At 68.7% G+C, this 23,000-nt stretch carries 23 protein-coding genes and 1 pseudogene; 7 read left to right on the forward strand and 17 right to left on the reverse strand.

What is annotated here, in order from left to right; genetic code table 11:
- Positions 1–179: 179 nt before the first annotated feature.
- Both GC106_RS13920 and GC106_RS13925 read left to right on the forward strand, forming a co-directional pair.
- Positions 180–797: a maleylpyruvate isomerase family mycothiol-dependent enzyme gene (locus GC106_RS13920; protein ID WP_173129442.1), complete on the forward strand. Its 618-nt coding sequence runs from the start codon at positions 180–182 to the stop codon at positions 795–797.
- Positions 794–1,498 (forward strand): class I SAM-dependent methyltransferase, encoded by a 705-nt coding sequence (locus GC106_RS13925; RefSeq protein ID WP_173129445.1) that lies wholly within the window; start codon positions 794–796, stop codon positions 1,496–1,498. The genes GC106_RS13920 and GC106_RS13925 overlap by 4 nt, the downstream gene beginning before the upstream one ends.
- Here GC106_RS13925 and GC106_RS13930 read toward each other — a convergent pair.
- Together GC106_RS13930 and GC106_RS13935 are read right to left on the reverse strand one after the other, a co-directional pair.
- Positions 1,495–3,189, reverse strand: coding sequence for a putative bifunctional diguanylate cyclase/phosphodiesterase (locus GC106_RS13930; protein WP_312872639.1), 1,695 nt, complete (start codon positions 3,187–3,189; stop codon positions 1,495–1,497). The two genes, GC106_RS13925 and GC106_RS13930, sit on opposite strands and share 4 nt — an antisense overlap.
- 73 nt (positions 3,190–3,262) lie before the next feature.
- Positions 3,263–3,646, reverse strand: a complete 384-nt coding sequence (locus GC106_RS13935) for a hypothetical protein (protein ID WP_173129448.1) — start codon at positions 3,644–3,646, stop codon at positions 3,263–3,265.
- 67 nt (positions 3,647–3,713) lie between these two features.
- On the opposite strand from GC106_RS13935, the gene GC106_RS13940 reads away from it, so the two are divergent.
- The gene (locus GC106_RS13940) at positions 3,714–4,502 is read left to right on the forward strand and encodes a glycerophosphodiester phosphodiesterase family protein (RefSeq protein ID WP_312872640.1); all 789 of its coding nucleotides are present in this window, start codon (positions 3,714–3,716) and stop codon (positions 4,500–4,502) included.
- Between the two features lie 9 nt (positions 4,503–4,511).
- Here the strand turns inward: GC106_RS13940 and GC106_RS13945 are convergent.
- Positions 4,512–4,871: pseudogene (locus GC106_RS13945) on the reverse strand (transglycosylase family protein); the annotation flags it as partial.
- A gap of 143 nt (positions 4,872–5,014) precedes the next feature.
- On the opposite strand from GC106_RS13945, the gene GC106_RS13950 reads away from it, so the two are divergent.
- Both GC106_RS13950 and GC106_RS13955 read left to right on the forward strand, forming a co-directional pair.
- Complete coding sequence (locus tag GC106_RS13950) at positions 5,015–6,418, forward strand: MFS transporter (protein ID WP_173129457.1); 1,404 nt, start codon at positions 5,015–5,017, stop codon at positions 6,416–6,418.
- 359 nt (positions 6,419–6,777) lie between these two features.
- A complete protein-coding gene (locus GC106_RS13955) occupies positions 6,778–7,122 on the forward strand; it encodes an RNA polymerase-binding protein RbpA (protein WP_033391943.1) in 345 nt (114 codons plus the stop codon).
- A gap of 64 nt (positions 7,123–7,186) precedes the next feature.
- Here the strand turns inward: GC106_RS13955 and GC106_RS13960 are convergent, their stop codons facing one another.
- The 5 genes from GC106_RS13960 to GC106_RS13980 all read right to left on the reverse strand — a co-directional run bounded on the left by GC106_RS13960 (position 7,187) and on the right by GC106_RS13980 (position 12,158).
- A complete protein-coding gene (locus GC106_RS13960; protein WP_173129460.1) occupies positions 7,187–8,113 on the reverse strand; it encodes a PLP-dependent cysteine synthase family protein in 927 nt (308 codons plus the stop codon).
- A 4-nt stretch (positions 8,114–8,117) separates the two neighbouring features.
- Positions 8,118–8,873, reverse strand: coding sequence for a polyprenol monophosphomannose synthase (locus tag GC106_RS13965; protein ID WP_173129463.1), 756 nt, complete (start codon positions 8,871–8,873; stop codon positions 8,118–8,120).
- An 11-nt stretch (positions 8,874–8,884) separates the two neighbouring features.
- Positions 8,885–10,468: an apolipoprotein N-acyltransferase gene (gene lnt / locus GC106_RS13970; protein WP_173129465.1), complete on the reverse strand. Its 1,584-nt coding sequence runs from the start codon at positions 10,466–10,468 to the stop codon at positions 8,885–8,887.
- A 94-nt stretch (positions 10,469–10,562) separates the two neighbouring features.
- Entirely contained in the window at positions 10,563–11,591 is a 1,029-nt protein-coding gene (locus GC106_RS13975) for a trans-sulfuration enzyme family protein (RefSeq protein ID WP_173129468.1), read from the reverse strand.
- Positions 11,592–11,639: 48 nt separating this feature from the next.
- The gene (locus GC106_RS13980) at positions 11,640–12,158 is read right to left on the reverse strand and encodes a pyridoxamine 5'-phosphate oxidase family protein (protein WP_217280475.1); all 519 of its coding nucleotides are present in this window, start codon (positions 12,156–12,158) and stop codon (positions 11,640–11,642) included.
- 67 nt (positions 12,159–12,225) lie between these two features.
- Between GC106_RS13980 and GC106_RS13985 the strand changes: the two genes are divergently transcribed.
- Complete coding sequence (locus GC106_RS13985) at positions 12,226–12,696, forward strand: MarR family winged helix-turn-helix transcriptional regulator (RefSeq protein ID WP_217280476.1); 471 nt, start codon at positions 12,226–12,228, stop codon at positions 12,694–12,696.
- On the opposite strand, the gene GC106_RS13990 is transcribed toward GC106_RS13985, so the two are convergent.
- Genes GC106_RS13990 through kdd form a run of 6 tightly spaced genes read right to left on the reverse strand, consistent with a single transcriptional unit; the run spans position 12,693 to position 18,805 of the window.
- Positions 12,693–13,391: a 2OG-Fe(II) oxygenase gene (locus tag GC106_RS13990; RefSeq protein WP_173129477.1), complete on the reverse strand. Its 699-nt coding sequence runs from the start codon at positions 13,389–13,391 to the stop codon at positions 12,693–12,695. The two genes, GC106_RS13985 and GC106_RS13990, sit on opposite strands and share 4 nt — an antisense overlap.
- 57 nt (positions 13,392–13,448) lie before the next feature.
- The gene (gene kal / locus GC106_RS13995; protein ID WP_173129479.1) at positions 13,449–13,874 is read right to left on the reverse strand and encodes a 3-aminobutyryl-CoA ammonia lyase; all 426 of its coding nucleotides are present in this window, start codon (positions 13,872–13,874) and stop codon (positions 13,449–13,451) included.
- Positions 13,871–14,638, reverse strand: a complete 768-nt coding sequence (kamE, locus tag GC106_RS49300; RefSeq protein WP_173129482.1) for a lysine 5,6-aminomutase subunit beta — start codon at positions 14,636–14,638, stop codon at positions 13,871–13,873. Before kamE ends, kal begins: the two co-directional genes overlap by 4 nt.
- A complete protein-coding gene (kamD, locus tag GC106_RS14005; protein WP_173129485.1) occupies positions 14,635–16,206 on the reverse strand; it encodes a lysine 5,6-aminomutase subunit alpha in 1,572 nt (523 codons plus the stop codon). Before kamD ends, kamE begins: the two co-directional genes overlap by 4 nt.
- 5 nt (positions 16,207–16,211) lie before the next feature.
- Positions 16,212–17,786: an amidohydrolase gene (locus tag GC106_RS14010; protein ID WP_173129488.1), complete on the reverse strand. Its 1,575-nt coding sequence runs from the start codon at positions 17,784–17,786 to the stop codon at positions 16,212–16,214.
- Positions 17,783–18,805, reverse strand: a complete 1,023-nt coding sequence (kdd, locus tag GC106_RS14015; protein WP_173129491.1) for an L-erythro-3,5-diaminohexanoate dehydrogenase — start codon at positions 18,803–18,805, stop codon at positions 17,783–17,785. Before kdd ends, GC106_RS14010 begins: the two co-directional genes overlap by 4 nt.
- A gap of 80 nt (positions 18,806–18,885) precedes the next feature.
- Between kdd and GC106_RS14020 the strand changes: the two genes are divergently transcribed.
- The gene (locus tag GC106_RS14020; protein ID WP_173129494.1) at positions 18,886–20,274 is read left to right on the forward strand and encodes a KamA family radical SAM protein; all 1,389 of its coding nucleotides are present in this window, start codon (positions 18,886–18,888) and stop codon (positions 20,272–20,274) included.
- Between the two features lie 56 nt (positions 20,275–20,330).
- Here the strand turns inward: GC106_RS14020 and GC106_RS14025 are convergent, their stop codons facing one another.
- The 3 genes from GC106_RS14025 to GC106_RS14035 form a co-directional block, all read right to left on the reverse strand.
- The gene (locus tag GC106_RS14025) at positions 20,331–21,392 is read right to left on the reverse strand and encodes an ABC transporter permease (protein ID WP_173129497.1); all 1,062 of its coding nucleotides are present in this window, start codon (positions 21,390–21,392) and stop codon (positions 20,331–20,333) included.
- Entirely contained in the window at positions 21,392–22,273 is an 882-nt protein-coding gene (locus GC106_RS14030) for an ABC transporter ATP-binding protein (RefSeq protein ID WP_173129501.1), read from the reverse strand. The genes GC106_RS14025 and GC106_RS14030 overlap by 1 nt, the downstream gene beginning before the upstream one ends.
- Before the next feature lie 73 nt (positions 22,274–22,346).
- Entirely contained in the window at positions 22,347–22,994 is a 648-nt protein-coding gene (locus GC106_RS14035) for a response regulator (RefSeq protein WP_173129504.1), read from the reverse strand.
- Positions 22,995–23,000: the final 6 nt, after the last annotated feature.

Raw genomic sequence — 23,000 nt, forward strand, 5'->3', positions numbered from 1 at the left:
GCCACCGCGCACGGAAAAAGCAGCCTAATCGTGAACCATCGCTGTCCCGGGCATTTCGTCGGTGAATGTCCAACGCGTGCCGCTCCTGTCCCCCGTCCCGGAAACCTCCGACCGGCGCGATGAGTTCCGGCCGGCGCCCGAGTCTCTCCACCGACACCGGTACATAAGGAGAGACACCCATGGACGTCCTGCCTGCCATCCACGCCGAACGCCGTGCCCTCGCCGACTTCCTGGAAACGCTGGACGACGACGCCTGGCAGGTGCAGTCGCTGTGCGCGGAGTGGACGGTCCACCAAGTCCTCGCGCACATCACCCTGTCCACCCGGCAGTCGCTGCCCAAGACGCTGCTGCGCGTGCTGAAGGCAAAAGGCAACTACCCCAAGACCGAAGCCGACTGGGCCAAGGAGCGCGCCACGCGGTTCACACCGCGGCAGCTCATCGCACAGCTGCGGGAAGACGCCCACTCGGACAAGAAGTTCCGGCTCGCCGGGGCGATGGACCCGCTGGTCGACGTGCTCGTGCACGGGCAGGACATCGCGCGGCCGCTGGGACTCGACCGGCAGATGCCGCGGGAATGGCTGGTCCCGCTGCTGGACTACGTCTGGCCCAGCGGGTTCTACGGTGCCAGGAAGCGGTTCGCCGGGATGAAGCTGATCGCCACCGACGCGGACTGGCACGGCGGCGACGGCCCGACCGAGGTGCACGGCCCCGCGGCCGAGCTGCTCATGCTCGCCACCGGCCGTCCCGCTAGAGTCAACGGCCCCGGAGCGCAGGAAGCGGTGGCGAGGACTGCATGACCGACCCTTGGTCCGAGATCGCCGAAGGCTGGGCCGAACTGTGGGGCGGGTTCGCCGAACCCGCCCAGCGGGCCGTCGCCCAGGCCACCGGCATCGGACCGGGCACCGCCGTGCTCGACGTCGGCTGCGGCAGCGGCGAGTTCCTCGCCTACGCCCATCGGCTGGGCGCCCGCGCCGCCGGCGCCGACCCCGCGCCCGGCATGGTCGCCCTCGCCAGGAAAACCGCACCCCACGCCGAGGTCAGAACAGGCGACGCGGAGCACCTGCCCTGGCCGGACGACTCCTTCGACGTCGTCACGGCGTTCAACGCCATCCAGTTCGCCGAAGACCCCGAAGCGGCCATCACCGAACTGCGCAGGGTCGGCCGCCAGGTCGCGATCGCGGGCTGGGCCGAGCGGGCCCGCAACGACTTCACCGTCATCGAGGACGCCCTCGAAGGCGAACCCCGGCCGGACGGCGGGCACCGCGACTCCCTCGAAGACCTGATGCGCGCCGCGGGCCTGGAAGTCACCGGCCACGGCATCGTCGAAGTCGTCTGGCACGCACGCGACGACGACACACTCGTGCGTGGCGTCCTGCTGGGAGGCGACGCCGACGCCGACGCCGACGCGACAACCGTGCTCGAAGCCGCGCGACCGTACAAGACCGACAGCGGCGGATACCGGCTGGTCAACGCCTTCCGCTACGCGATCGGGCGTTAGGCGTTCTCAGCCCGCGCGCGGTTCTGCTCGGCCGCTTCCTCCATCGACTGCGGCCGCTGCGGCCACCCGACGTTCGGACGCGACAGCAACGCGTTCAACGGTTCCGGCCTGCCCAGGTGGAAGCCCTGCGCCACCCGCACCCCCAGCCGGGACAGCGCCTGCACCTGCGTCGGGCGCTCCACCCATTCCGCCACCACCGACAGCCCCAGCCCACGGGCGATGTCCACGATCCCGCTCACCAGCACCGTGTCGCGGCTGCCGTAGTCGATGCCGTGCACGAACTCGCCGTCGATCTTCAACCCGGTGATCGGCAACTGCTTGAGGTGCACGAACGAGCCGAACCCGGAACCGAAGTCGTCCAACGTGATCCGGCAGCCACTGGCCCGCAGCTGCTGCGCCAGGCTGCGGGCCGCGTCCAGATTGGTCACCGCCGCGGTCTCGGTGATCTCGAACCCGAGCCGTCCCGGCGCGACACCCGCCGCGGCGATCCGGTCGAGCACGAAGTCGCCGAAGTCCTCGTCCTCCAGGGTCCGGCCGGACACGTTGACGTTGAACCGCAGACCCGGATACGGGTGCTCGACCAGCGCGTCGATCGCCGTGCCCGCCACCCACCGGTCGATGTCCAGCACCAGATCGCTGCGTTCGGCCGCGGGCAGGAACTCCCCCGGCCCCAGGCGCGGATGCTTGTTGTCCTCCAGCCGCAACAACAGCTCGTGCCCGACGACACGGCCGCTGGCCAGCTTGACCATCGGCATGGCGTGCAGCGCGAACCCGCCGTCCTGCAACGCGCCACGCAGCCGGTCCAACACCGACACACGCAACGCCGTGTCCGTGTAGTGCCCCTGCTCGTAGACGGTGACCCTGTTACGTCCCGCGGCCTTCGAGGCGTACAGCGCCAGGTCCGCGTTGGCCAGGATCGCCTGCCAGCTCTCCCCCGAGTCGAACCGGGCCACGCCCGCGCTGATCGTCGTGCGCGTCGCGCCCGACCCACCGCTGAGCGGGATCGCCGCCACGGCCGTCCGCAGCCGATCCGCCACGGCGACGGCCTCACGCTCGTCCGCACCCGGCAACACGACCGCGAACTCGTCGCCGCCGAGACGCCCGACGACCTGCCCGTCGGTCAGGCGGTCGCGCAGCAGGTTCGCCAGCGTGCACATCACCCGGTCCCCCGCCGGGTGCCCGCGCAGGTCGTTGATGTCCTTGAAGTTGTCCAGGTCCAGCAGCAACAACGCGCCCCGCACCCCGAGCGCCAGCTGCCGTTCCAGTTCCCTGGTCAACGCCCGGCGGTTGGGCAACCCGGTGAGCGGGTCCTCCTCGACCATCCGCAGCAGGTCCTCGTGCCGGTGCCCCAGTTTGGCGGCCCGCAGCTCCTGGTCACGCCAACGGGTGACGTCCACCGCACGGAACACCAGGTCGGTCTCGGCCACGGCGGCACAGGAGATCTCCAGCCACCTGTGGCCTGTTTCGTCCCGGGACCGCCACGAGACCACGACGGCCTCACTGTCCGGCGACTCGGGCGCGCCGGCCAGCAGCGCGGGCAGGGACCGGCCCACGCTCTGCTCGACACTCAGCCCGAGCAGCTCGGCCATTCGCGGGTTGGCCCACTTCACCCGGCACCGCTGGTCGGTGACGGCAAAAGCGATATCGCTGGCCGCCAGCACCTCGCCCAATGAGGCGCTGTCGTCGCTCACTCACACCCTCGCAGGATCGTTACAAGCAGGTTGTCTTTCTCATGCGCGCACGAAGCGTAGCCGACCGGCCCGGTCAGCGCAGACGCTCCAGCGCATCCGCCGAACGCAGGATCTGCGCCGCCAACCGGCCCAGCTCCGCCGCGTCCGCCCCGTCCTGCGCCGCAGTCACCACATCCTCCGCCGCACACCGCAATTGAAACAACCTGTCCTGCAGATCCGCCAGTTCCGCTGTGGACAACACGACCGCGTCGTCCGGCAACCCGCTGCGCTGAAGCGCGGATCGGCGCTCGTAGGCACGTTGCCGGCACGGTTGCGCGCAATAGCGCCTTGGCCTGCCGACCCTGTCCTCCTCCGGCAGTCTGCGGCCACACCAGCCACAGTGCCTCGGATCCCCGCGCAGTGGATCACGTTGCACGGTGAACTCCCCCGGGGATTCCGTCCCGGTAACCGCTGTCATGACAATCGACCGTATCTGGCCATCGCGCCGCCACCCATCCGCCACGCCGCCGGTGCACACTCGTTATGTGCGCGACCACGATTATCTGGCCGGACCGTACCCGCGGGCCTTTGCCCACCGCGGGTGGCATGTCGGCGACCTCAAGGGCATGGAGAACTCCCTCAGCGCGTTCAGACGCGCGGTGCAGGAGGGGTACCGCTACCTCGAGACCGACGTCCACGCCACGTCCGACGGGGTCGTGGTGGTGCATCACGACGACGCGCTCGACCGGACCACCGACGGGCACGGGATCGTGGCGAACCTGCCGTGGCGCACGGTCAAGAACGCCAGGATCGACGGCCGGGAACCGGTCTGCCGCCTGGAGGACCTGCTCGAGGAGCTGCCGGACGCCCTGCTGAACATCGACGTCAAGTCCGACGCCGCGGTCGAACCGGTGGTCCGCACGCTGCGCCGGACCGGCGCGCTGAACCGCGTCTGCCTCGCGTCGTTCTCCGACTCCCGGCTCCAGCGGCTGCGCAGCCGCATGGGGCCCCGGCTGATGACCTCGATGGGCCCCCGCTCGGTCGCCGCACTCTGGGCCGCGGGCCGCGTCTGGGCCCCTCGGGCATGGCGCGCCATCCGTGGCCGGATGGCCCAGGTCCCGGTCAACCAGGGCCGGCTGACGGTGGTCGACCGGCGCCTGGTCACCGCGGCACACCGGCGGGGCATGGAGGTCCACGTGTGGACCATCGACGACGCCCCGCAGATGAACCGGCTGCTGGACCTCGGCGTGGACGGACTGGTCACCGACCAGCCCGAAGTCCTGCGCGACGTGCTGCGGGCCCGCGGCATGTGGCCGGCCGCGCACGCGGTCTGACCGGTCTCACCCGATGTAGGCGGATTCCGCGTAAGTCGGGATCCGCTTGCTGCGCGCGTCCGCGTCCTCACGCAGTTTCAGTTTCCGCGCACAGCTCCACGGACCCCAGCCCCGCATCCGGTAGAGGTACAACGCCCGATAGTCCTGTTCGTCGGGGGTGGCCAGATGCGGATACCCCCGGCCGCCTACGCTGCGCCACGTGTCGATGTCGAACTGGTACGCGCCGTAATACTTCCCTTTCGCGTCATAGCGGCCATTCGACTCACACTTCCGCAGCCGGGCCCAGTCGCCGGACGGCGGATCCGCCCAAGCGACGGGCGCCATCACGGTTCCGATCACGAGACTGACGACAACAAGCCGTTTTCTCATGACCACGGACGGTAAAACACGTCGTTATCGTTCGCACGGCCAGTCACTCCGCTGTGAACATTCGCCTACGGCATGGCGAAGCCGATCACTGGCCCCGGAAACCGACCAGTACAGTCCGCGTACCAGCCGACTGGGAGGACCGAGTGAGTACTGAGACAGAGGCCCTGAGCCGCAAGCGGGAGCAGCGCGGCTGGGTGTGGTACGACTGGGCGAACTCGGTCTTCCCGACCTCCGTGACCACGGTCTTCGGCTCGCTCTACCTCACCGCCGTCGCCGCCACCGCCGCCGAGGCGGATACCGCGACCAACGGCCCGGCCCCGTGTCCCGCGGGCGACAGACTGCGCGACTGCGACATCTCGGTGTTCGGCCTGCAGTTCCCGGCCGGATCGCTGTGGGGCTACCTGCTGTCGTTCGCCACGGTGATCCAGGTGCTGATCGTGCCGCTGATGGGCGCGATCGCCGACCGCACCCAGAACAAGAAGCGGATGCTGGCGATCTTCGCGTTCTCCGGCTCGGTGGCCACCGCGCTGATCGCACTGGTCGCGGGCGGGAACTGGGAGCTCGGCGCGCTGCTGTTCATCCTGGGCAACATCTGTTACGGCACCTCGGTCGCCATCTACTACTCGTTCATCCCGGAGATCGCCACCGCGGACGAACGCGACGACCTGTCCACCAAGGGCTGGGCGTTCGGCTACCTCGGCGGCGGTGCCGCCCTGGCCGTCCAGCTGGTGCTCGTGCTGTTCGGCGACAGCATCGGCATCTCGGAGAGCAACGCGGCCCGGATCGCGTTCCTGCTCTCCGGCATCTGGTGGGCGATCTTCACCACCATCCCGCTGCGGCGGCTCAAGAAGCACCAGCCCGCCCACACCTCCGCGCAGGACACCTCAGCACTGACCGCCGGCTTCAAGGAGCTCGGCGACACGCTGCGCGGCGCCAAGGCCTTCCCGCTGACACTGGCGTTCCTGGGCACCTACCTGATCTTCACCGACGGCATCGCCACGGTCGCCAACGTCTCGGCCCAGTACGGCAGCGAGGAGCTCGATCTCGACCAGCAGGTGCTCATCACCACGATCCTGATCGTCCAGTTCGTGGCCTACGCGGGCGGCCTGCTGCACGGCATCGTGGCCCGCCGGATCGGCGCGAAGCGCACCATTCTGCTCAGCCTCGGCGTGTGGGTGCTGGTGATCGGCGCGGCGTACTTCGTCCAGGCAGGCCAGCAACTGCAGTTCTACGCCGTCGCGGCGGGCATCGGCCTGGTGCTCGGCGGCACGAACGCCCTGGCCAGGGCGCTGTTCAGCCAGATGATCCCGCCCGGCAAGGAGGCACAGTACTTCTCGGTCTACGAGGTCGGCGAACGCGCGACGTCCTGGCTCGGGCCGTTGCTGTTCGCGTTCATGGCCCAGCAGACCGGGTCCTACCGGTACGCGATCATCTCCCTGGTGATCTTCTTCGCGATCGGCTTCGTGCTGATGCTGTTCGTCCCGGTGAAGCGGGCGATCGAGGCGGTCGGCAACACCGTGCCGCAAACTCTCGAGAGCAAGGCGTGACAATCGATAAACGCTCCGTATCGTCTGTATTCGAGTTTGAGTGACTACCCGAAGTCATGGATTTTTCTCCGGGCCGATCCGCGTTTAGAGTGCGGACTGCCCGGGTACCAGCAGAACTTGGACTGACCTGTGACATAACTCCTCCGAACGGGTGAGATGTGGGTGTCGATTGTGGGATAACGCGTCACTTTCCCGCGCCGATTGCCTCCCTTAGGAGGAAGCTGTTGTTGACGGGTGAAACATGTCACTGTCCGCGACGAAGTGCCGGGTACAGGGAATCTCCCGGCCGTTCCGTTCGTTGCTGACAGTGAGCACCACCCTGGTCCGAGGGAACTCGGGCCGAACGAAAGGACACCGCCATGGCCGACCGTGTTCTCCGTGGAAGCCGGCTGGGAGCGGTCAGTTACGAAACTGACCGGAACCACGATCTCGCGCCGCGTCGTACGGTCAGGTATGCGTGCCCGAAGGACCACGACTTCGAGGTGCCCTTCTCGGACGACGCCGAGGTGCCGCCGGTGTGGGAATGCCGCCTGCACGGCCTCGAGTCGAAGATGATCGACGGTTCACTGCCCGAGCCGAAGAAGGTCAAGCCGCCGAGGACGCACTGGGACATGCTGCTTGAGCGCCGGACCATCCCGGAACTCGAGGACCTGCTGACCGAGCGGCTCGAAGAGCTCCGTGGCCGGCGCAGCCGGACCGCGTAGCCACTCCCACCACGAGACAAACCCCGCCCAGACCTCCCGCCTGGGCGGGGTTTCTTGTACCCGCCTACTCGAACAGCCCGCCCGACAGGTACTTCAGACCACTGTCGACCTGGACGGTCAGCACGCGATGCCCGGCCCCCAACCGCCGCGCCAACCGCCCGGCCGCCACCAGATTGGCACCGGTCGAAGGCCCCGAGAACAACCCGTACTCCGCGGCCGCCACCCGCGCCATCTCCCGCGCATCCGACGTGGTCACCGTGATCACCTCGTCGAAGTCGTACGACTCCACCAGCGGCGGCCAGAACCCGATGCCCGCACCCTCGATCCGGTGCGTCCCCGGCTGCCCACCCGACAGCACCGGCGACTCCGCGGGCTCCACCGCCACCCGCAGCATCGCCGGGAACCGCTGCCGCAGCGCCCGCCCCGCACCGACCAGGCAGCCGCCCGTGCCCACCGACACACAGAACGCGTCGATCCGGCCCGGCACCTGAGCCGCCACCTCATAACCCAGCGGCTTGTACGCGTTGATCACGTCCGGGTTGTGGAACTGGTCCGTGGCGAACCCCTCCACCTGGTCGGCGACCATCCGGGCGAGCTCGATCAACTGCGGCCACAACTCCGGCCGGAACCCACCCGGCGGGCTGGCCACCAGATCGACCTCGGCGCCGAACGCCCGCATCGCCGACAACTTCTCCAGCGCGAACGCGTCCGACGTCACCACCCGCAGCGGGTGCCCGGTCACCGCGCACACCATCGCCAGCGACGCACCCGTGCTGCCGCCGGTCGCCTCCACGACGATCTGCCCGGGCCGTAACCGGCCGGTCTGCTCGGCGCCGCGGATCATCGCGAGCGCCATCCGGTCCTTGTAGGACCCGGTCGGGTTCGCCGCTTCCAGCTTCACCCACACCTCGGCGTCGTCCGGGCCGGTCAGCCCGTCCAGCCGGACAGCGCGGGTCCAGCCGATGCCGGCCAGTAAACCCTGCTCGGCCATCGCCTCAGGCGGACTTGCCGCCCTTGACCAGCGAACGCAGCTGGTTGCCGCGCACCCGCACACCCCACTTGAACACCCGCCACAGCGCCTCGCGGACGATCGAGCCGTCCATCTTGGACACGCCGATCTCCCGCTCGGTGAACGTGATCGGCACCTCGGAGATGGTGAACCCGGCCTCAAGAGTCCGCCAGGTCAGGTCGATCTGGAAGCAGTAACCCGCCGACGCGACGTTGTGCAGCTTGACCTTCTCCAGCACCGCACGGCGGAACGCCCGGAAACCCGCAGTCATGTCGTTGACCTTCGCGCCGAGCCACAGGCGCGAGTACATGTTGGCGCCCTTGGACAGCAGCCAGCGGCGCTTGGGCCAGTTCACGGTCTTCCCGCCGGGCACGTACCGCGAACCGATCGCCAGGTCCGAGTCGTGCAGCGCGTCGATGATCCGCGGCAGGTCCTCCGGCGAGTGCGAGCCGTCGGCGTCCATCTCGACGATGACGTTGTAGTCACGCTCCAGCGCCCAGGTGAATCCGGCCACGTACGCGGCACCGAGCCCGGCCTTCTCGGTGCGGTGCATCACGTGCACCCGCTCGTCGGCCGCGGCGAGCTTGTCCACGACCTCACCAGTGCCGTCCGGGCTGCCGTCGTCGACGACCAGCACGTGCGCCTTGGGCAGCGCACCGTGCAGCCGGTTGATGATCGGCGTGATGTTCTCCCGCTCGTTGTACGTCGGGATCACCACAAGCACCGGCTCGAGCTCCGCCATACGTTCCTCTCCTACTCATTCCCTGTCCGGCTCGAGTCACCGGCCCGACGCTTACGTTGCCGGACCCGCGAACCGATGGCCCACAGCAACGCCGCGAGACCGCCGACCACCATGACCCCCTCCGGCCAGGCGCCGATCCGGGTACCCAGGGTAACGGTCGACCTTTTGGCCACTGTGGCCACCAGCGTGTCAGCTGTATACAACTCAGTCTGACGGGTGACGGAGCCGTCAGGTTGCACGATCGCGCTCACGCCCGTTGTGGCGGACACCACCACCGCCCGGCCGTGCTCGACCGCACGGACCCGCGACATCGCCAGCTGCTGGTGACTCATCTCGGTGCGGCCGTACCAGTTGTTGTTCGTCGGGACGGTGAGGACCTGCGCGCCGTCCCGTGCCGCCTGCGTCAGGACCTCGTCGTACGCGACCTCGAAACAGATCGCGACACCGAGTTCGGTCCCGGCGGCGGTGAGCACAGGCGGTTGCACACCGGGCCGCATGTCGGACTGGCCGTCCACGAACGGGGTGAAGATTCGCGCGACCGGGCGAATCGGCACGAACTCCCCGAACGGCACCAGCTTGCTCTTGGCGTACTCCTGGCCGGGACCGGCCGCCGGGTCCCAGGCGATCACCACGTTCTGGTCGGTGCCGTCCGCCTGCCGCTGCCGCGCGCCGATCAACGTCGGCACGCCGAGATCGGCGACCATCCGGCTGAGCTGGACGTCGTCGGCCGCGTTCGGGCCGAGCCCGGTGAACGTCTCCGGCATGATCACCACGTCCGGCTTCGGCACCCGCCCGGCCTCGATGTCCCGAGCCAGCTGCTCGGCGCGCGCGATGTGGTTGCGCCGCATCTCGTCACCGGAACCGAGCGCCCCGAGTCCTTCCGGTGCGTTGCCTTGCACGACCGCGACCGTCATCGTGCCGTTCTGCGCGTCGGTGCCCACGAAAGGCAACGTCGCGAAGGCGACCGCGAGTGGGGCGACGACCATCAACGCCGGACCGATCCGCCTTCGGACGAGCAATTCGGTGATCGCGCAGCCCGTCAGCACCACCGCGAACCCCAGCAGCGGCGCACCCCCGAGCGACGCCAGGGGCAGATACCACCCGTCGGGCTGACCGAAACCCACACGTGCCCACGGGAACCCGCCGAACGGGAACCTCCCCCGCGCGGCCTCCCCCACGACGTACAGGGCGGCCATCCACACAGGACCGCCGGGCATCGTGCTGACCACGGCCATCCCGGCCGACGCCAACCCGATGAACACCGACAGCGCGGCCGACAACGCGACCCACGGCGTCGGCCCGAAACCCTCCCCCAGGAAGTTCTGCAGCCAGTACAGGGACGGCATCAGGAACGCCATCCCGAAGGCGAATCCGTAACCGAACCCGGCACGGGCCCGCCGGCCGCGGATCGCGCCAGCCAGCAACGCGAACGCGACGACCGCCAGCCACCAGGTCGTCCTCGGCGGGAAGCTCAGCGCGAGCAGTCCCCCACCGGCAAGCGACGCCGCCGTCCGCCAGATGACCGGGTGCCGGCGGACGAACGAGACCGTGCGCTGGCCAGACCTGGACTCAGGCGGCACGGGAGGAGCGATCACCCCATCAGAGTACGGGCGAACTGTAAACGCTCAGTGACGACCTACTCGTGAGTGTTTATCAGGGTTAGAACACGGATAAACACTCACGAGGGGTTCAGGTCAGGGCGTTGTGCAGGTCGTGCCAGAGGTCTTCCGGGTCTTCCAGGCCGACGCTCATCCGGATCAGGCCCGGGGGTACTCGTTCCTCACCTGGCAGCCAGGCGCGGCGCTCCACCAAGGTTTCCACGCCGCCGAGGCTGGTGGCCGAACGGATCAGCTCCACCGAATCACAGACCTTGCCAGCCGATTCGGCGTCCGCGGTCTCGAACGACACCATCATCCCGAAGCCCGGGTAGCGCACCTTCGTCACGGACGGGTGCTCCGCGAGCCGTGACGCCAGCAGCGCCGCCGTACGTTCCTGCTCGGCGAGCCGGACCGGCATGGTCCGCAGACCGCGCAGCGCCAGGTACGCCTCCAGCGCGCCAGGCGTCGCGCCGACGCGTGTGCGGGCGTTCCTCAGGTCCTGCGCGATCTGCTCATCGTTGGTGACCGCGATACCCAGCAGCAGGTCGCTGTGTCCGCCGATCATCTTGGTGGCGCTGTGCACCACGATGTCCGCGCCCATCCGGAGTGGCTGCTGTTGCAGCGGTGTGGCCAGCGTGTTGTCCACGACCACACGTCCACGCGCGGCGGACGCGATCGCCTCGATGTCCATCACGTCGAGCGTCGGGTTCGTCGGCGACTCCAGCCACAGCAGGTCCGCGTCCGCTGCCTGCCAGGCCGCTGTGTCCGTCGGGTCGAGTTCCGTGACCGTCAGACGTCCCATCTGCTGCGCGTGCTTCAGGACTCCGCGTGTCAGGGCGTAGCTGAACGTCGGAACCACGACGGACGAGCCGACAGGCAACGTGTCGAGGATGGCTGACAACGTCGCCACGCCGGACGCGTACGCCGTGGCCTGTCCGCCTTCGAGCGCGCCAACGGCATCCTCCAGGGCGGCCCACGTCGCCGTGCCGTCCGACCGCGAGTACACGACGCCGCCGCCGGCTTCGAACGTGCTCGCGGCGACGATCGGCGTGTTCAGCGGTGCGCCAGGGCCTTGCGGCCGCCCGGAGACGATCGCGAGAGTGCGCGGAGACCAGTCCATGCCCTCACGTTAACGACCGTCCGCCGCCTCGCCTACCTGCGAAATCTCTCATTTCTCTGCGGTCATTGTATTTTCGTCACGGACGGTTTTAACCGTGTCAGTAGTACTAGACGCTGTCCAGATCGGCGAGGGAAGACCGGCGGTCACGTCGGCGCCGCGGATGACCTGGATCCGGTAAGGCCGCAGCTCCCAAGCGGCGAACTCCGGCGACGACGGGCCGTCCGGCCACAACGTCGCAGGGTCGTACCCGGCGGCGAGCCGGTCCCACGCCTCCGCGCCCACCCAGGTCACGTGACAGTCCAGGAAGGCGGCATCGTGGTCTGGCGACCAGTAGGCGCAGGTCACCCACGGCGACCGGGCGATGTGCGCGACCTTCACCGGGGTCCGGCGGGTTCCGACGAAGCCGATCACCGACGCGGCACCGATCTCCCAGACCGGGTGCATGATCCTCGCCCGCGGCCTGCCGAGCCGGTCGGTGGTCGACACCGTGCTCCACACGATCCGCCCGGTGATCTCGGCAAGGTCGTCAGCGAGCTCGGCGAGTGAGACAGGTCTTCCGGCAACCATCACAGCACCTCCGACAAATATTCAACCTAAGTTGCACAACCATGGTTGCATATCGGAGGCTGGCCGGGTGACCGCCCCTGAGCCCATCGCCGAAGACCTGGTTCTGCTGTTCACCGCCTTGGCCGCGAACACGCAGGCACAGGTCACCGCCGAAATCGCGAAGGCCGGGTTCGGCGACCTGCGCCCGTCGGACGGCTACCTGGTCCAGCATTTGCAGCAAGGACCGCAGACCATCGGCGAACTCGCGACCAAGCTGGGCATCACGGCGCAGGGCGTCTCCAAGACCGTCATCGAGATGGAGCGCAAGGGCTACGTCTCCCGCACGCCGTCATCCGGCGACCAACGCAAGCGCGTCGTCGAGCTGACCGAGCGGGGCTGGGAGGCGATCCACGCCAGCCGCAAGGCCCGCGCGCACGTCAACCGCGAGCTCAGGGCCATCCTCGGCTCAGGCGCCCGCGCCTTCCTCGACCAGGTCCATCACCTCGCCGAGACCACAGGCGCCTTGACCGAGCTCACCGAACGGCGGCTACGTCCTTAGGCGGCGTCGTGGAACACCAGGCCGAGCGTGTGGCGGATGCCAGACCGGATCACGCTCACGCCGTGCCGCACGGGTGAGGCGGACCAGCCGCGGGCCGAGCGCACGGGACGCTCCCGCGTGGTGAAGATCAGGCCGTGGCCTTGCGGCAGAAGCGTTGCCATACCCCGGGATTGGGCACGTGGACGCTGCTCGACCAAGAGGAACTCACCGCCCGAGTGGTCGACCCCGGGCACATCCAGGCCGATCACCACCTGCAGCGGGAACACCAGGTCGCCGTACAGGTCGCGATGCAGGGCGTTCCAGTCGCCTTCCCGGTAGCGCAACAGGATCGGCGTCGGCTTGGTCTGGCCGGCACGGTGGCACATCTCAAGCCACTCGTCCACAGTGTCCGGCCACGGCGCTGGCTTGCCGAGTTTCGCGGCCCAGTCGCGGGCGATCGGCAGCAGGTGCGGGTAGAACGCCTCGCGCAACCGGGCGACCAGTGACGGGAACGGCGAGTCGAAGTACCGGTACTGGCCGGAGCCGAACCGGTGGCGGGCCATGTCGACGGTCGACCGGAAACGCGAGACGTCGTCGTACAACGCGGAGATCGACTGGCATTCCTTCGCCGTGAGGATCTGGTGCGTCAGGGCACACCCGTAGGTGTTCACCTCGTCGACGAGGGCGGGCCAGTCGGCTGAAGACACAGATCGCATGTCTCCAGCCTGTGCCCGAAGCCGCCAGTGTGCTGGCCGGTTTCGGACATCGCTGTTTCAGACGGCGCTGTTCTGCACAGGGGCCTGCTCGGACGACACCGGGACGACCACAGTCCCCTGAGCACGGGTGACGGCGATCGGCGGGTCGAGGACGTCGGCGGCCGACGGTCCACGGTCCGGGTTGGCGCGGCACACCACACGCGCCTCGAACGCGATCTCCCGTGACCGGTTGCCGATCCGCACGATCGTGCCGGTCGCCTCGATCACGTCGCCTGCCTGGATGGGAGCGAGGAACTCGACGGCCGAGTAGCCCGCGAACAGGCCTTCGTCGCCGTCGGTCCAGATCATCATCTCGGTGGCCACGTCGCCGAACATGCCGAGACCGTACGCTCCGTCGACCAGATTGCCGCCGTAATGGGCGTGCGAATGCGGCACGTACCGCCGTTGGGTGACCGTGAACCCCTCGATCAACGCCCCGTTCACACTCCAGCTCCCGTCTTCCGCCGCAACGCGTGCACCAAAAAACTCGCCACTTCCCCCGGCGTGGTCCCGCGGCCGAAGACGCGGTCGACACCGAGTTCCCCCGCCATCAACGGGTCGAAACGCGGCCCGCCCGCGATCAACAGCGGCCGCTTCTCCCCCATCGCCTCACGGAACGCCGCCGACATCTCCTGCGTGTTGTGGATGTGCGCGTCCCGCTGCGTGACCACCTGGGAGACCAGCACCGCGTCAGCCTTCTCGGCACGGGACCGTTTCACCAGCTCCGGCACCGAGACCTGGGCGCCCAGGTTCACCACGCGCAGCTCGCGGTAGTACTCAAGGCCCTTCTCCCCCGCGAAGCCCTTGATGTTGAGGATCGCGTCGATGCCGACGGTGTGGGCGTCCGTGCCGATGCACCCGCCGACGACGACCAGCTTGCGGCGCAGTTCCTTCTTCACCGTCGCGTTCACTTCGGACGGTGACAGCAACGGGTATTCCCGTTCCACCACGCGCACTTCGTCGAGGTCGACGATGTGCTTCACCGAGCCGTAGACGACGAAGAACGTGAAGTCCGCGCCGATTGGCTTGGAGTGCACGACCATCGCCGGGTCCATGCCCATCTTGCCCGCCAGCTGCAACGCGGCGCCGTCGGCACGCGGGCCGTGCGGCACGGGCAAGGTGAACGACACCTGGATCATGCCGTCGCCGGTGGTGTCGCCATAAGGCCGGACGTGGCGTTTCCCCGAGTTGCTCCCCGAGCTGCTCACCGGGCCTCCTCCAGCAGGTCGACGGCCGGGTTGCGGTACCCGGCTGTTTTCTCGATCACGCCGTCCGCGCCCTTTCCCCCGGTGGGCGGGCGTTTCATCAGGCCGAAGGTGCCGTCGGCGATCGCGTTCAGCAGGCCGTCGTCGACGATGCGCTCAAGCAGGTCGACGGCCTCACCGAGGACCTGGTGGGCACGTTTGACGATGAACCCGTCCGGCGCGGGCCGGAAGTCCTCCCGCAGGTTCCCGGCCGCGCCGAGCACGTACCGCACGTTGGCCAGCGCCAGGTCACGGTCGGCCAGAAACGGCGTGACCACGGCTTCGGTCATCATCCCGACCAGCAGGATCGACTGCCCGGTCAGGACACCGGCGAGGTTGAAGAAGCCGTCGAGCAGGTGGCCGCGGAACACGTCACCGGTCATGTGCTTGGTCGGCGGCATCCACTTCAGCGGCGCGTCCGGGAACAGTTCCCGTGCCAGCAACGCGTGCGCCAGCTCCAGCCGGAAGGAGTCCGGGATGTCCGGGTTGATCTCGAAGGCGTGGCCGAGGCCCAGCAACGAGTCGGGCAGCCCGGCTTCGTGCGCGAAGTGCTCGTTGAGCAGCTGCGAGACGGTCACGGTGTGGGCGGCGTCGACCGCGTCGGCGGTGGTGAGGTAGTTGTCCTCGCCGGTGTTGATGATGATCCCGGCGCGGGCGTGCACCTGGCGGGAGAAGCGCTGGTCGACGAACGTGCGGATCGGGTTGATGTCGCGGAACAGGATGCCGTACATCGAGTCGTTGAGCATCATGTCGAGCCGCTGCAGGCCGCCGAGCACGGCGATCTCGGGCATGCACAGCCCGGAGGCGTAGTTGGTCAGCCGGATGTAGCGACCGACCTCTTTGGACACTTCGTCGAGCGCGGCCCGCATGATCCGGAAGTTCTCCTGGGTCGCGTACGTGCCGGCGAACCCGTGGTGCGTGGCGCCTTCCGGCACGTAGTCCAAAAGGGACTGCCCGGTCGACCGGATCACCGCGATGATGTCGGCGCCCGCCCTGGCCGCGTTGCCCGCCTGGATGACGTCTTCGTCGATGTCGCCGGTGGCCACGATCAGGTAGATCCACGGTCGTTGCGCGGGATCGCCCAGCCGCGCGATCAGCTTGTCGCGCTGGGCGCGGTTGCGGTCGACCGTCCGTACCCCCTTCCCCACCGCCGTGCGGGCGAGTTTGTACGCGCGTTCGGCCTCACGGCCTGCCGGAACCTTGTACTGGACCTGCCCGGCCGCGGTCGCCTCGGCCAGTTCGGTCAGGTTCGCGAAGTCGTGTCGCCGCAACGCGTCGAACGCGGGCAACACCGCGCCGTGCTCCAGGCCGCAGTGCTCCCGGATGGTGTCCACGACACGGTTGACCCAGGGGACGTCACCGGCGCGGTGAGCGGTGTCCGCGCCGGTGATGCCCGCGAGGCGGAGAGTCGCGCGCTCGACGGCGACCGTGGTGTGCGCTTTGGCCAGCGCGATCACCGGTTCGCTCGCCCGAGCAGCGAGCTGCCGAGCCTTGGCCACGACGTTGGGGTCGAGGTTCAGCAGATCACCCATCCGCCTCATCCTTTCTGGTAGATCGTCTTTCCCCGCAACACGGTCCGGACACACGCCGGCAGTTCGGCACCCGGGTCGAGCGCGGGCAGGCCGGGAACGCCCGAGCGCGGGTCGGTGGACCAGCGCTGCACCCGGCTGTCGCTGCCCGCGACGACGAGATCCCCGGTCTCCCACACGGCGTACGTGGCCGGAGCACCTGGCGTCAGAACACCAGTCACACCGTCGTCCACGCCCGCGGCACGCCAGCCGCCGCGTGTGTGCGCCGTGAACGCGGCCCGTGCCGACACGCCGAAACCTGGTGTCTTGTGGTGCACGGCCGCCTGGACGGATCGCCACGGGTCCACGGGAGTCACCGGCGCGTCGGAGCCGAACGCGAGCACGACACCGCTACGAGCCAGCATGGCGAACGGATTCAACGACGTGCCCCGCTCCCCCAGACGTTGCACGTACATCCCGTCCGGTCCGCCCCACGCGGCGTCGAACATCGGCTGCATCGAGGCGATGACACCCCAGGACGCCAACCGGTCGGCCTGCTCCGCGGTCACCATTTCGACGTGTTCCAGCCGGTGCCGGGCCGCGGCCAGCGCGTCGCGCCCGACCGTCGCCTCCGCTTTGGCGAAGCCGTCGACCACTGCCGCGACCGCCGCGTCACCGATCACGTGGAATCCGGCCTGGAGCGAGGCGTTGGTGCACGTGATGAGGTGTTCGGCGATGTCACCGGCGTCCAGGTAGCGAGCGCCGGTGGTCGGCGCGTCGGCGTACGGCTCGTGCAAGGCCGCTGTGCGTGAACCGATGGCGCCGTCGACGAACAGGTCGCCGGCCAAGCCGCGCACGCCGAGTTCCCGCGCCACCTCGACCGCGCCGATTTCGCCCCAGTAGCCGACGACGTCCGGCAGTGATTCGGAGCGGCCGAGGTCGAGGACTTCGGCCAGGTCCTGCTTGCCGGAGATCTCCGGACCGGCGCACTCGTGCACCGCGGCCACTCCGCGCGAGCCGGCGTGCTGGAGAAACGCCAGCTTGGCGGCCTGACGCTGCTCAGCCGACAGGCTTCGCAACGCGACTCGACGGGCGTGGTGGTGAGCGTCGCGCGACAACGGCCCGTCCGCGTCCCAACCGTCCGCTCCCCTGGCGTCCGGTGCGCGGTCCACGGTCGCCGACGACACCAACGCCGAATGCACGTCGATCCGTGACAGGTACACCAACCGCCCGCCCGCGACCGCGTCGATCTCCGCGCGAGTCGGCGGTCTGCGCTCAGGCCACGCCGTTTCGTCCCAGCCGTGACCCCAGACTGTGTCGCCGTCGGCCTTGCGCAGCGCGTCGAGCATCTCCACCAGCGACGTGCACCCGGTCAGATCCAGGCCGGTGAGCTGCAGGCCGGCGGCTGTCGAGTGCACGTGCGGGTCGACGAACGCGGGCGCCACAAAAGCCCCGTCGAGCTGGACGACCTCAGCGTCCGGGTACAGCGCTTTCGCCGGGCCGTCCTGGCCGATCCACACCACGGTGCCGTCCTCGACCGCCATGGCAGTCGCGTCCGGCGCACCCGCGGCGTGGATCCGGCCACCCAGCAACAACATCCTCATGCCCCGGAAGTCTGCCGCTCGCGGGCTTCGAACAACCGGCGGACCCCTGGCTCGGTCCGCAGCAGATCCAGCGCGAACGCCGCGTGACCAGGCACGTACCCGTTGCCGATGATCATCTCGACGTCCGCGGCCAGTCCCTCGGCGCCCAGCGCGGCGGCGGCGAAGGACGTGGCCATCGAGAAGAACACGATGGTCCCGCCGTCCGCGGTGGCCAGTACCGCGCCGTGCTCGCATCCGGGAACGTCGACGCACACGATCGTGACGTCCACCTGGTCGCCGACCCTCTCGGCGACGGCGACCGGGTCGCGGGCGTCCGCGATCACGACCTCGTCCGCGAGCCCGGCGTCACGCACCGCCGCCGCCTCGTGCCCGGTCGGGACGAGTGCGACGAGCCTCTTGGCGCCTGCCCGGCGTGCCGCGGCCAGGGACAGCGAGCCGGACTTGCCTCCTCCACCGAGTACCAGGACCGACGGCTGCTCGCGCCGACGGACCACACGGTCGGTCAACGCGGGCGCGCCGCACACATCCAGTACGGACAGCGCCAGGTGGTCCGGCATGTCGTCAGGCAGCACGGCCGCGATGGAACGCCCGAAGAGGATCGCGGTCCCCGCACACGGCACCTGCTCAGTCGTGCCGTCCCATTTGACCAGGTCGTCGGTGATGCGCAACGGCGTCAGCGTCAGGGACACGAGCGTGGCGATCCGGTCCCCCGGCTTGAGGCCGAGCGGCGAGTCGGGACCGGCTTCGCGGACCGTGCCGAGCAGCATGCCGCCGGACCCTGTGACGGGATTGTGCATCTTGCCGCGACGCCGGACGATGTCCACTACGGCGGCACGGACCTGGTCGCCGTCCCCGTACTGCTCCCGGAGCTGCCGGAACGAGGCGGCGTCCAGGTTGAGGCACTCGACGTCCACGACCACCTCGTCCGGCCTGGCGACCGGGTCGGCGTCCAGGCGCTCCGCCTGCTGCGGAAGCACGCCCACGGGCTCCGTCACCCGATACAGACCGTACGAGGACATCCACGCACCTCCGGAAGATTTACGTTGTACTGTCGTTCTGACAGTATATCTTTACGCATCGTCGACAGCGAGGAGGAGATATGACTGCGACGACCACCGTCACCGCAGCCATACAGGCCAGTGACGAGCAGCCGTACTCCTACACGCGCCGTGAGCTAGTGGAACCTGACTGGCGTCGCTTCCCCGGCTGGCGTGACGTCACAGAGGCCCAGTGGCGGGACGCCCAGTGGCAGCGCGTGCACTGCCTGCGCAACATCAAGCAGCTGCGCGCGTGCGTCGGCGATCTGCTGGACGAGCGGTTCTACGACGACCTCGCGGCCGACCAGGAACACCTGGCCACGATGTCGATGCTGCTGCCCCCGCAGATGCTCAACACCATGGCGCCGGACGCGGGCGAGGACCAGCAGAAGTTCACCGAGGCGTTCTACGCCGACCCGGTCCGCCGCTACATGCTGCCGGTCCGCAGCGACCGTGACCCACGCTGGCCGAACCACCCGTATTCGTCACGGGACTCCTTGCACGAGGCGGAGATGTGGGTCGTCGAAGGCCTGACCCACCGCTACCCCACCAAGGTCCTGGCGGAACTGCTGTCGACATGTCCGCAGTACTGCGGGCACTGCACGCGGATGGACCTCGTCGGCAACTCGACGGCACAGGTGGACAAGCACAAGCTGACGCTCAAGCCGGTCGACCGCCAGGACGAGATGATCGCGTACCTGAAGAAGACGCCGGGTGTCCGTGACGTCGTGGTGTCCGGCGGCGACGTGGCCAACGTGCCATGGCACCAGCTCGAGTCGTTCCTCATGCGGTTGATGGACATCGACACCGTGCGCGACATTCGCCTGGCCACCAAGGCATTGGCGGGAATGCCGCAGCACTGGTTGCAGCCCAAGGTCGTCGAGGGCCTGGAGCGTGTGGCGCGGACCGCGCACCGCCGGGGCGTGAACCTGGCGATCCACACGCACGTCAACCATGTGCAGTCAGTGACACCGCTGGTGGCCGAGGCCGCACGGACCGCGCTCGAGGTCGGTGTGCGGGACGTCCGCAACCAGGGCGTGCTGATGCGGGGCGTGAACGCGACCCCCGCCGACCTGCTCGACCTTTGCTTCGCGCTGCAAGGGGAGGCGAACATCCTGCCGTACTACTTCTACATGTGCGACATGATCCCCAACGCCGAGCACTGGCGGGTCGCGGTGTGGGAGGCGCAGGAACTGCAGCACGCCATCATGGGTTACCTACCCGGTTACGCGACGCCGCGGATCGTGTGCGATGTGCCGTACGTCGGCAAGCGGTGGGTGCACCAGGTGCACGAGTACGACCGGGAACGTGGCATCTCGTACTGGACGAAGAACTACCGCACCGGAATCGAGCACGCCGACCCGGAGGCGTTGACCCGCCAGTACCCGTACTACGACCCGATCGGCACGCTGCCGGACGCCGGCCAGCAATGGTGGTCCGAACAGGCCTGATCAGACCTCGTGAGTGTTTATCAGGGTTCTAACCCTGATAAACACTCACGAGGGGGTTAGTCGGCGTGGGCCCATGCCTTCTTCAGGGCGACCTTGCCGCCGGTCTGGAGCAAGGAGCCCGTGTACAGCCGGCTCGCCAGCAGCACGATGGCCACGACCGCTCCGGCCAAGACGCCCAACGACAGCGCTGCCTCCCAGGCCTGCGCCTCGCCCGTGAACATCCGTAGAGGCATCGCTACCGCGGCGGAGAACGGAATGTACGACAGGACGGTCATGGCGGTCGCGTTGTCCGATGCGAAGACCACACCGAAGTACGGGCCCATGACCAGCATCATGACCGGTCCCATGCTCGCGCCGAGGTCTTCCTGACGGCTCACGAGTGCGCCCGCGACCGCCCACATCGAGGCGAGCAGGACGAATCCGAAGCACAGGAACGGTATGAACCAGCCGAGCGCGGGCGCCACCATGGTCAACAGCGACGAGTGTCCCCCGAGTTGCAGCGCGATCGGCGCGGCTATCGTCACCACGAGCAGCTGACCGACGTTGAGCAGCCAGTGCCCGAGGATCTTGCCGGCCAGCAAGGCCCGCACCGGCACGGTGGCCACCAGGATCTCCACGATCCTGGTCTGTTTCTCGGTGACCGTGCCCTGGGCGATCGCGGAGCCGCCCATCCCGAACATCAGGAACACCAAGGCGAACAGCTGGATGACCAGGATCCGGACGCCCTCGGTGACCGCGGCCGGCGCGAGCAGGTCGACCGGCGGGGCGGTGGCCAGCGCGGCGATCACCTTGGTCGGCGGATCGTCCAACGCGATCACCCGCGGGCCCGGCACCACCGCGGCTTCCACTTCCTCAGCGCGGACGAGCTGTTCGGCCGTCGCGACGTCGGGCACGTCACGGATCTCGACGCTGGTGTCGGTGAGGACCTGGCGGGCCTCCGGCCCGACCGCGGCCACCACGGGCTTCGAGTCACCGAACAGGGTCGGCAGGATGGCCGCGGCGAACAGGGCGATCAGCAGGATCGCCAGGCCGAACCAGAAGCCCTTCAGCCGCAGGAAGGTCCTCATCTCCCGCTCGGCGACCAGTTTTGTCGCCGGCCAGAATCCCGTGGTGGCCATCAGATCGCCTCCTTGAAGATCTCTTCCAGGGACGGCACGAGCGGCGTGAAGCTGCGGACCGCGCCCCGGCTCAACGCCGACTCCAGCACGCGCTGGTCGGTCTGCCCGTTGTCCACTTCGAACACCGCGCGCGGACCGTCCAGATCGACCACTCGGACACCGGGATGGTCGCGCAGCCAGCCCGCGTCGGAGTCCACCACCAGTTCGAAACGCGAAGTTCCGTACTTGGCACGCAGCTCCTCCCGTCCGCCGCTCGCGGTGATCGAGCCACGCGAGATGATCACGAGGTCGTCGCAGAGACGTTCCACCAGAGCCAGTTGGTGACTGGAGAACAACACCGGCACGCCTTCGGCGGCACGGTCGCGCAACACCCGCAGCACGGTGTCCACCGCGATCGGGTCCAGCCCGGAGAACGGCTCGTCGAGGATCAGCAGCGCCGGGTCGTGCACCAGCGCGGCAGCGATCTGGGCGCGCTGCTGGTTGCCCAGCGAAAGCTCCTCCAGCTTGTCGTCGGCGCGCCCGGTCAGGTCCAGCTCGTCGAGCAGCTTCCCGGTGTTGGCCTTCGCCTTCGACGCCGACAGCCCGTGCAGCTGACCGAGCCAGGTGATCTGCTCGGCCACCTTCATCTTCGGGTACAGGCCGCGCTCCTCGGGCATGTACCCGAAGCTCTGCCTGACCGGTTGCGTGATCGGCCCGCCACGCCAGGTCACGCTGCCGCCGTGCGGCGCGAGCACCCCGAGGATGATCCGCATCGTCGTCGTCTTGCCGGATCCGTTGGCGCCGAGGAAGCCCGTCATCCGTCCGGAGTGGACGTCGAACGAGATCTCGTCGAGGACCCGGTGGTCACCGAAACTCCGGCTGACCGAAGTCACCTTCAACATGCGGTGAGACTAGGAACCGGCGGTGCGCCGCCGCGTCCGGCGCACGATCGACCCCGCGTGTCCTCCGCGGGAACTACAAACGACCTGGGGCGACGATCCCGTTCTCGTATGCGTACACGACCGCGTGCGTACGGTCACGAAGCCCGAGTTTGGTGAGGATGCGGGAGACGTGTGTCTTGACCGTCGTCTCGCCGAGGAACAGTTCCTTGGCGATCTCGGCGTTGCTGGCCCCACGGGCGAGCTGGATCAGCACCTCGCACTCGCGGTCGGTGAGCTGCGGTGGCCGGGCCAACGGCACAGTGGGCGCGTTTCCGCTGAACCGGGCGATCACCCGCCTGGTCACCTCGGGCGACAGCAGGGCGTCGCCGCGCGCCACGATTCGCACCGCGTCGACGAGGTCCTCGGGTGAGGCGTTTTTCAGCAGGAAGCCGCTCGCGCCCGCCTGAAGCGCTTCGAACAGGTAGTCCTCGCGGTCGAACGTGGTGAGGATGACGACCTTGGCCACGTCCACGACCCGCCGGGTGGCTTCCAGCCCGTCGATGCCGGGCATCTGCACGTCCATCAGCACCACGTCCGGGCGCAGCTCGGTGACCAGGTCGACCGCGGTGCGGCCGTCGCCCGCCTCACCGACCACCTCGATGTCGTCCTCGGCGCCCAGTATCACCCGGAAACCGACTCTGACCAGGTCGTGGTCGTCGGCGAGCACCACCCGCAGTGCCACAGTCCC

The sequence above is a fragment of the Kibdelosporangium persicum genome (assembly GCF_013280595.1).
In the GTDB taxonomy this organism is placed as follows: Bacteria; Actinomycetota; Actinomycetes; order Mycobacteriales; family Pseudonocardiaceae; genus Kibdelosporangium; species Kibdelosporangium persicum.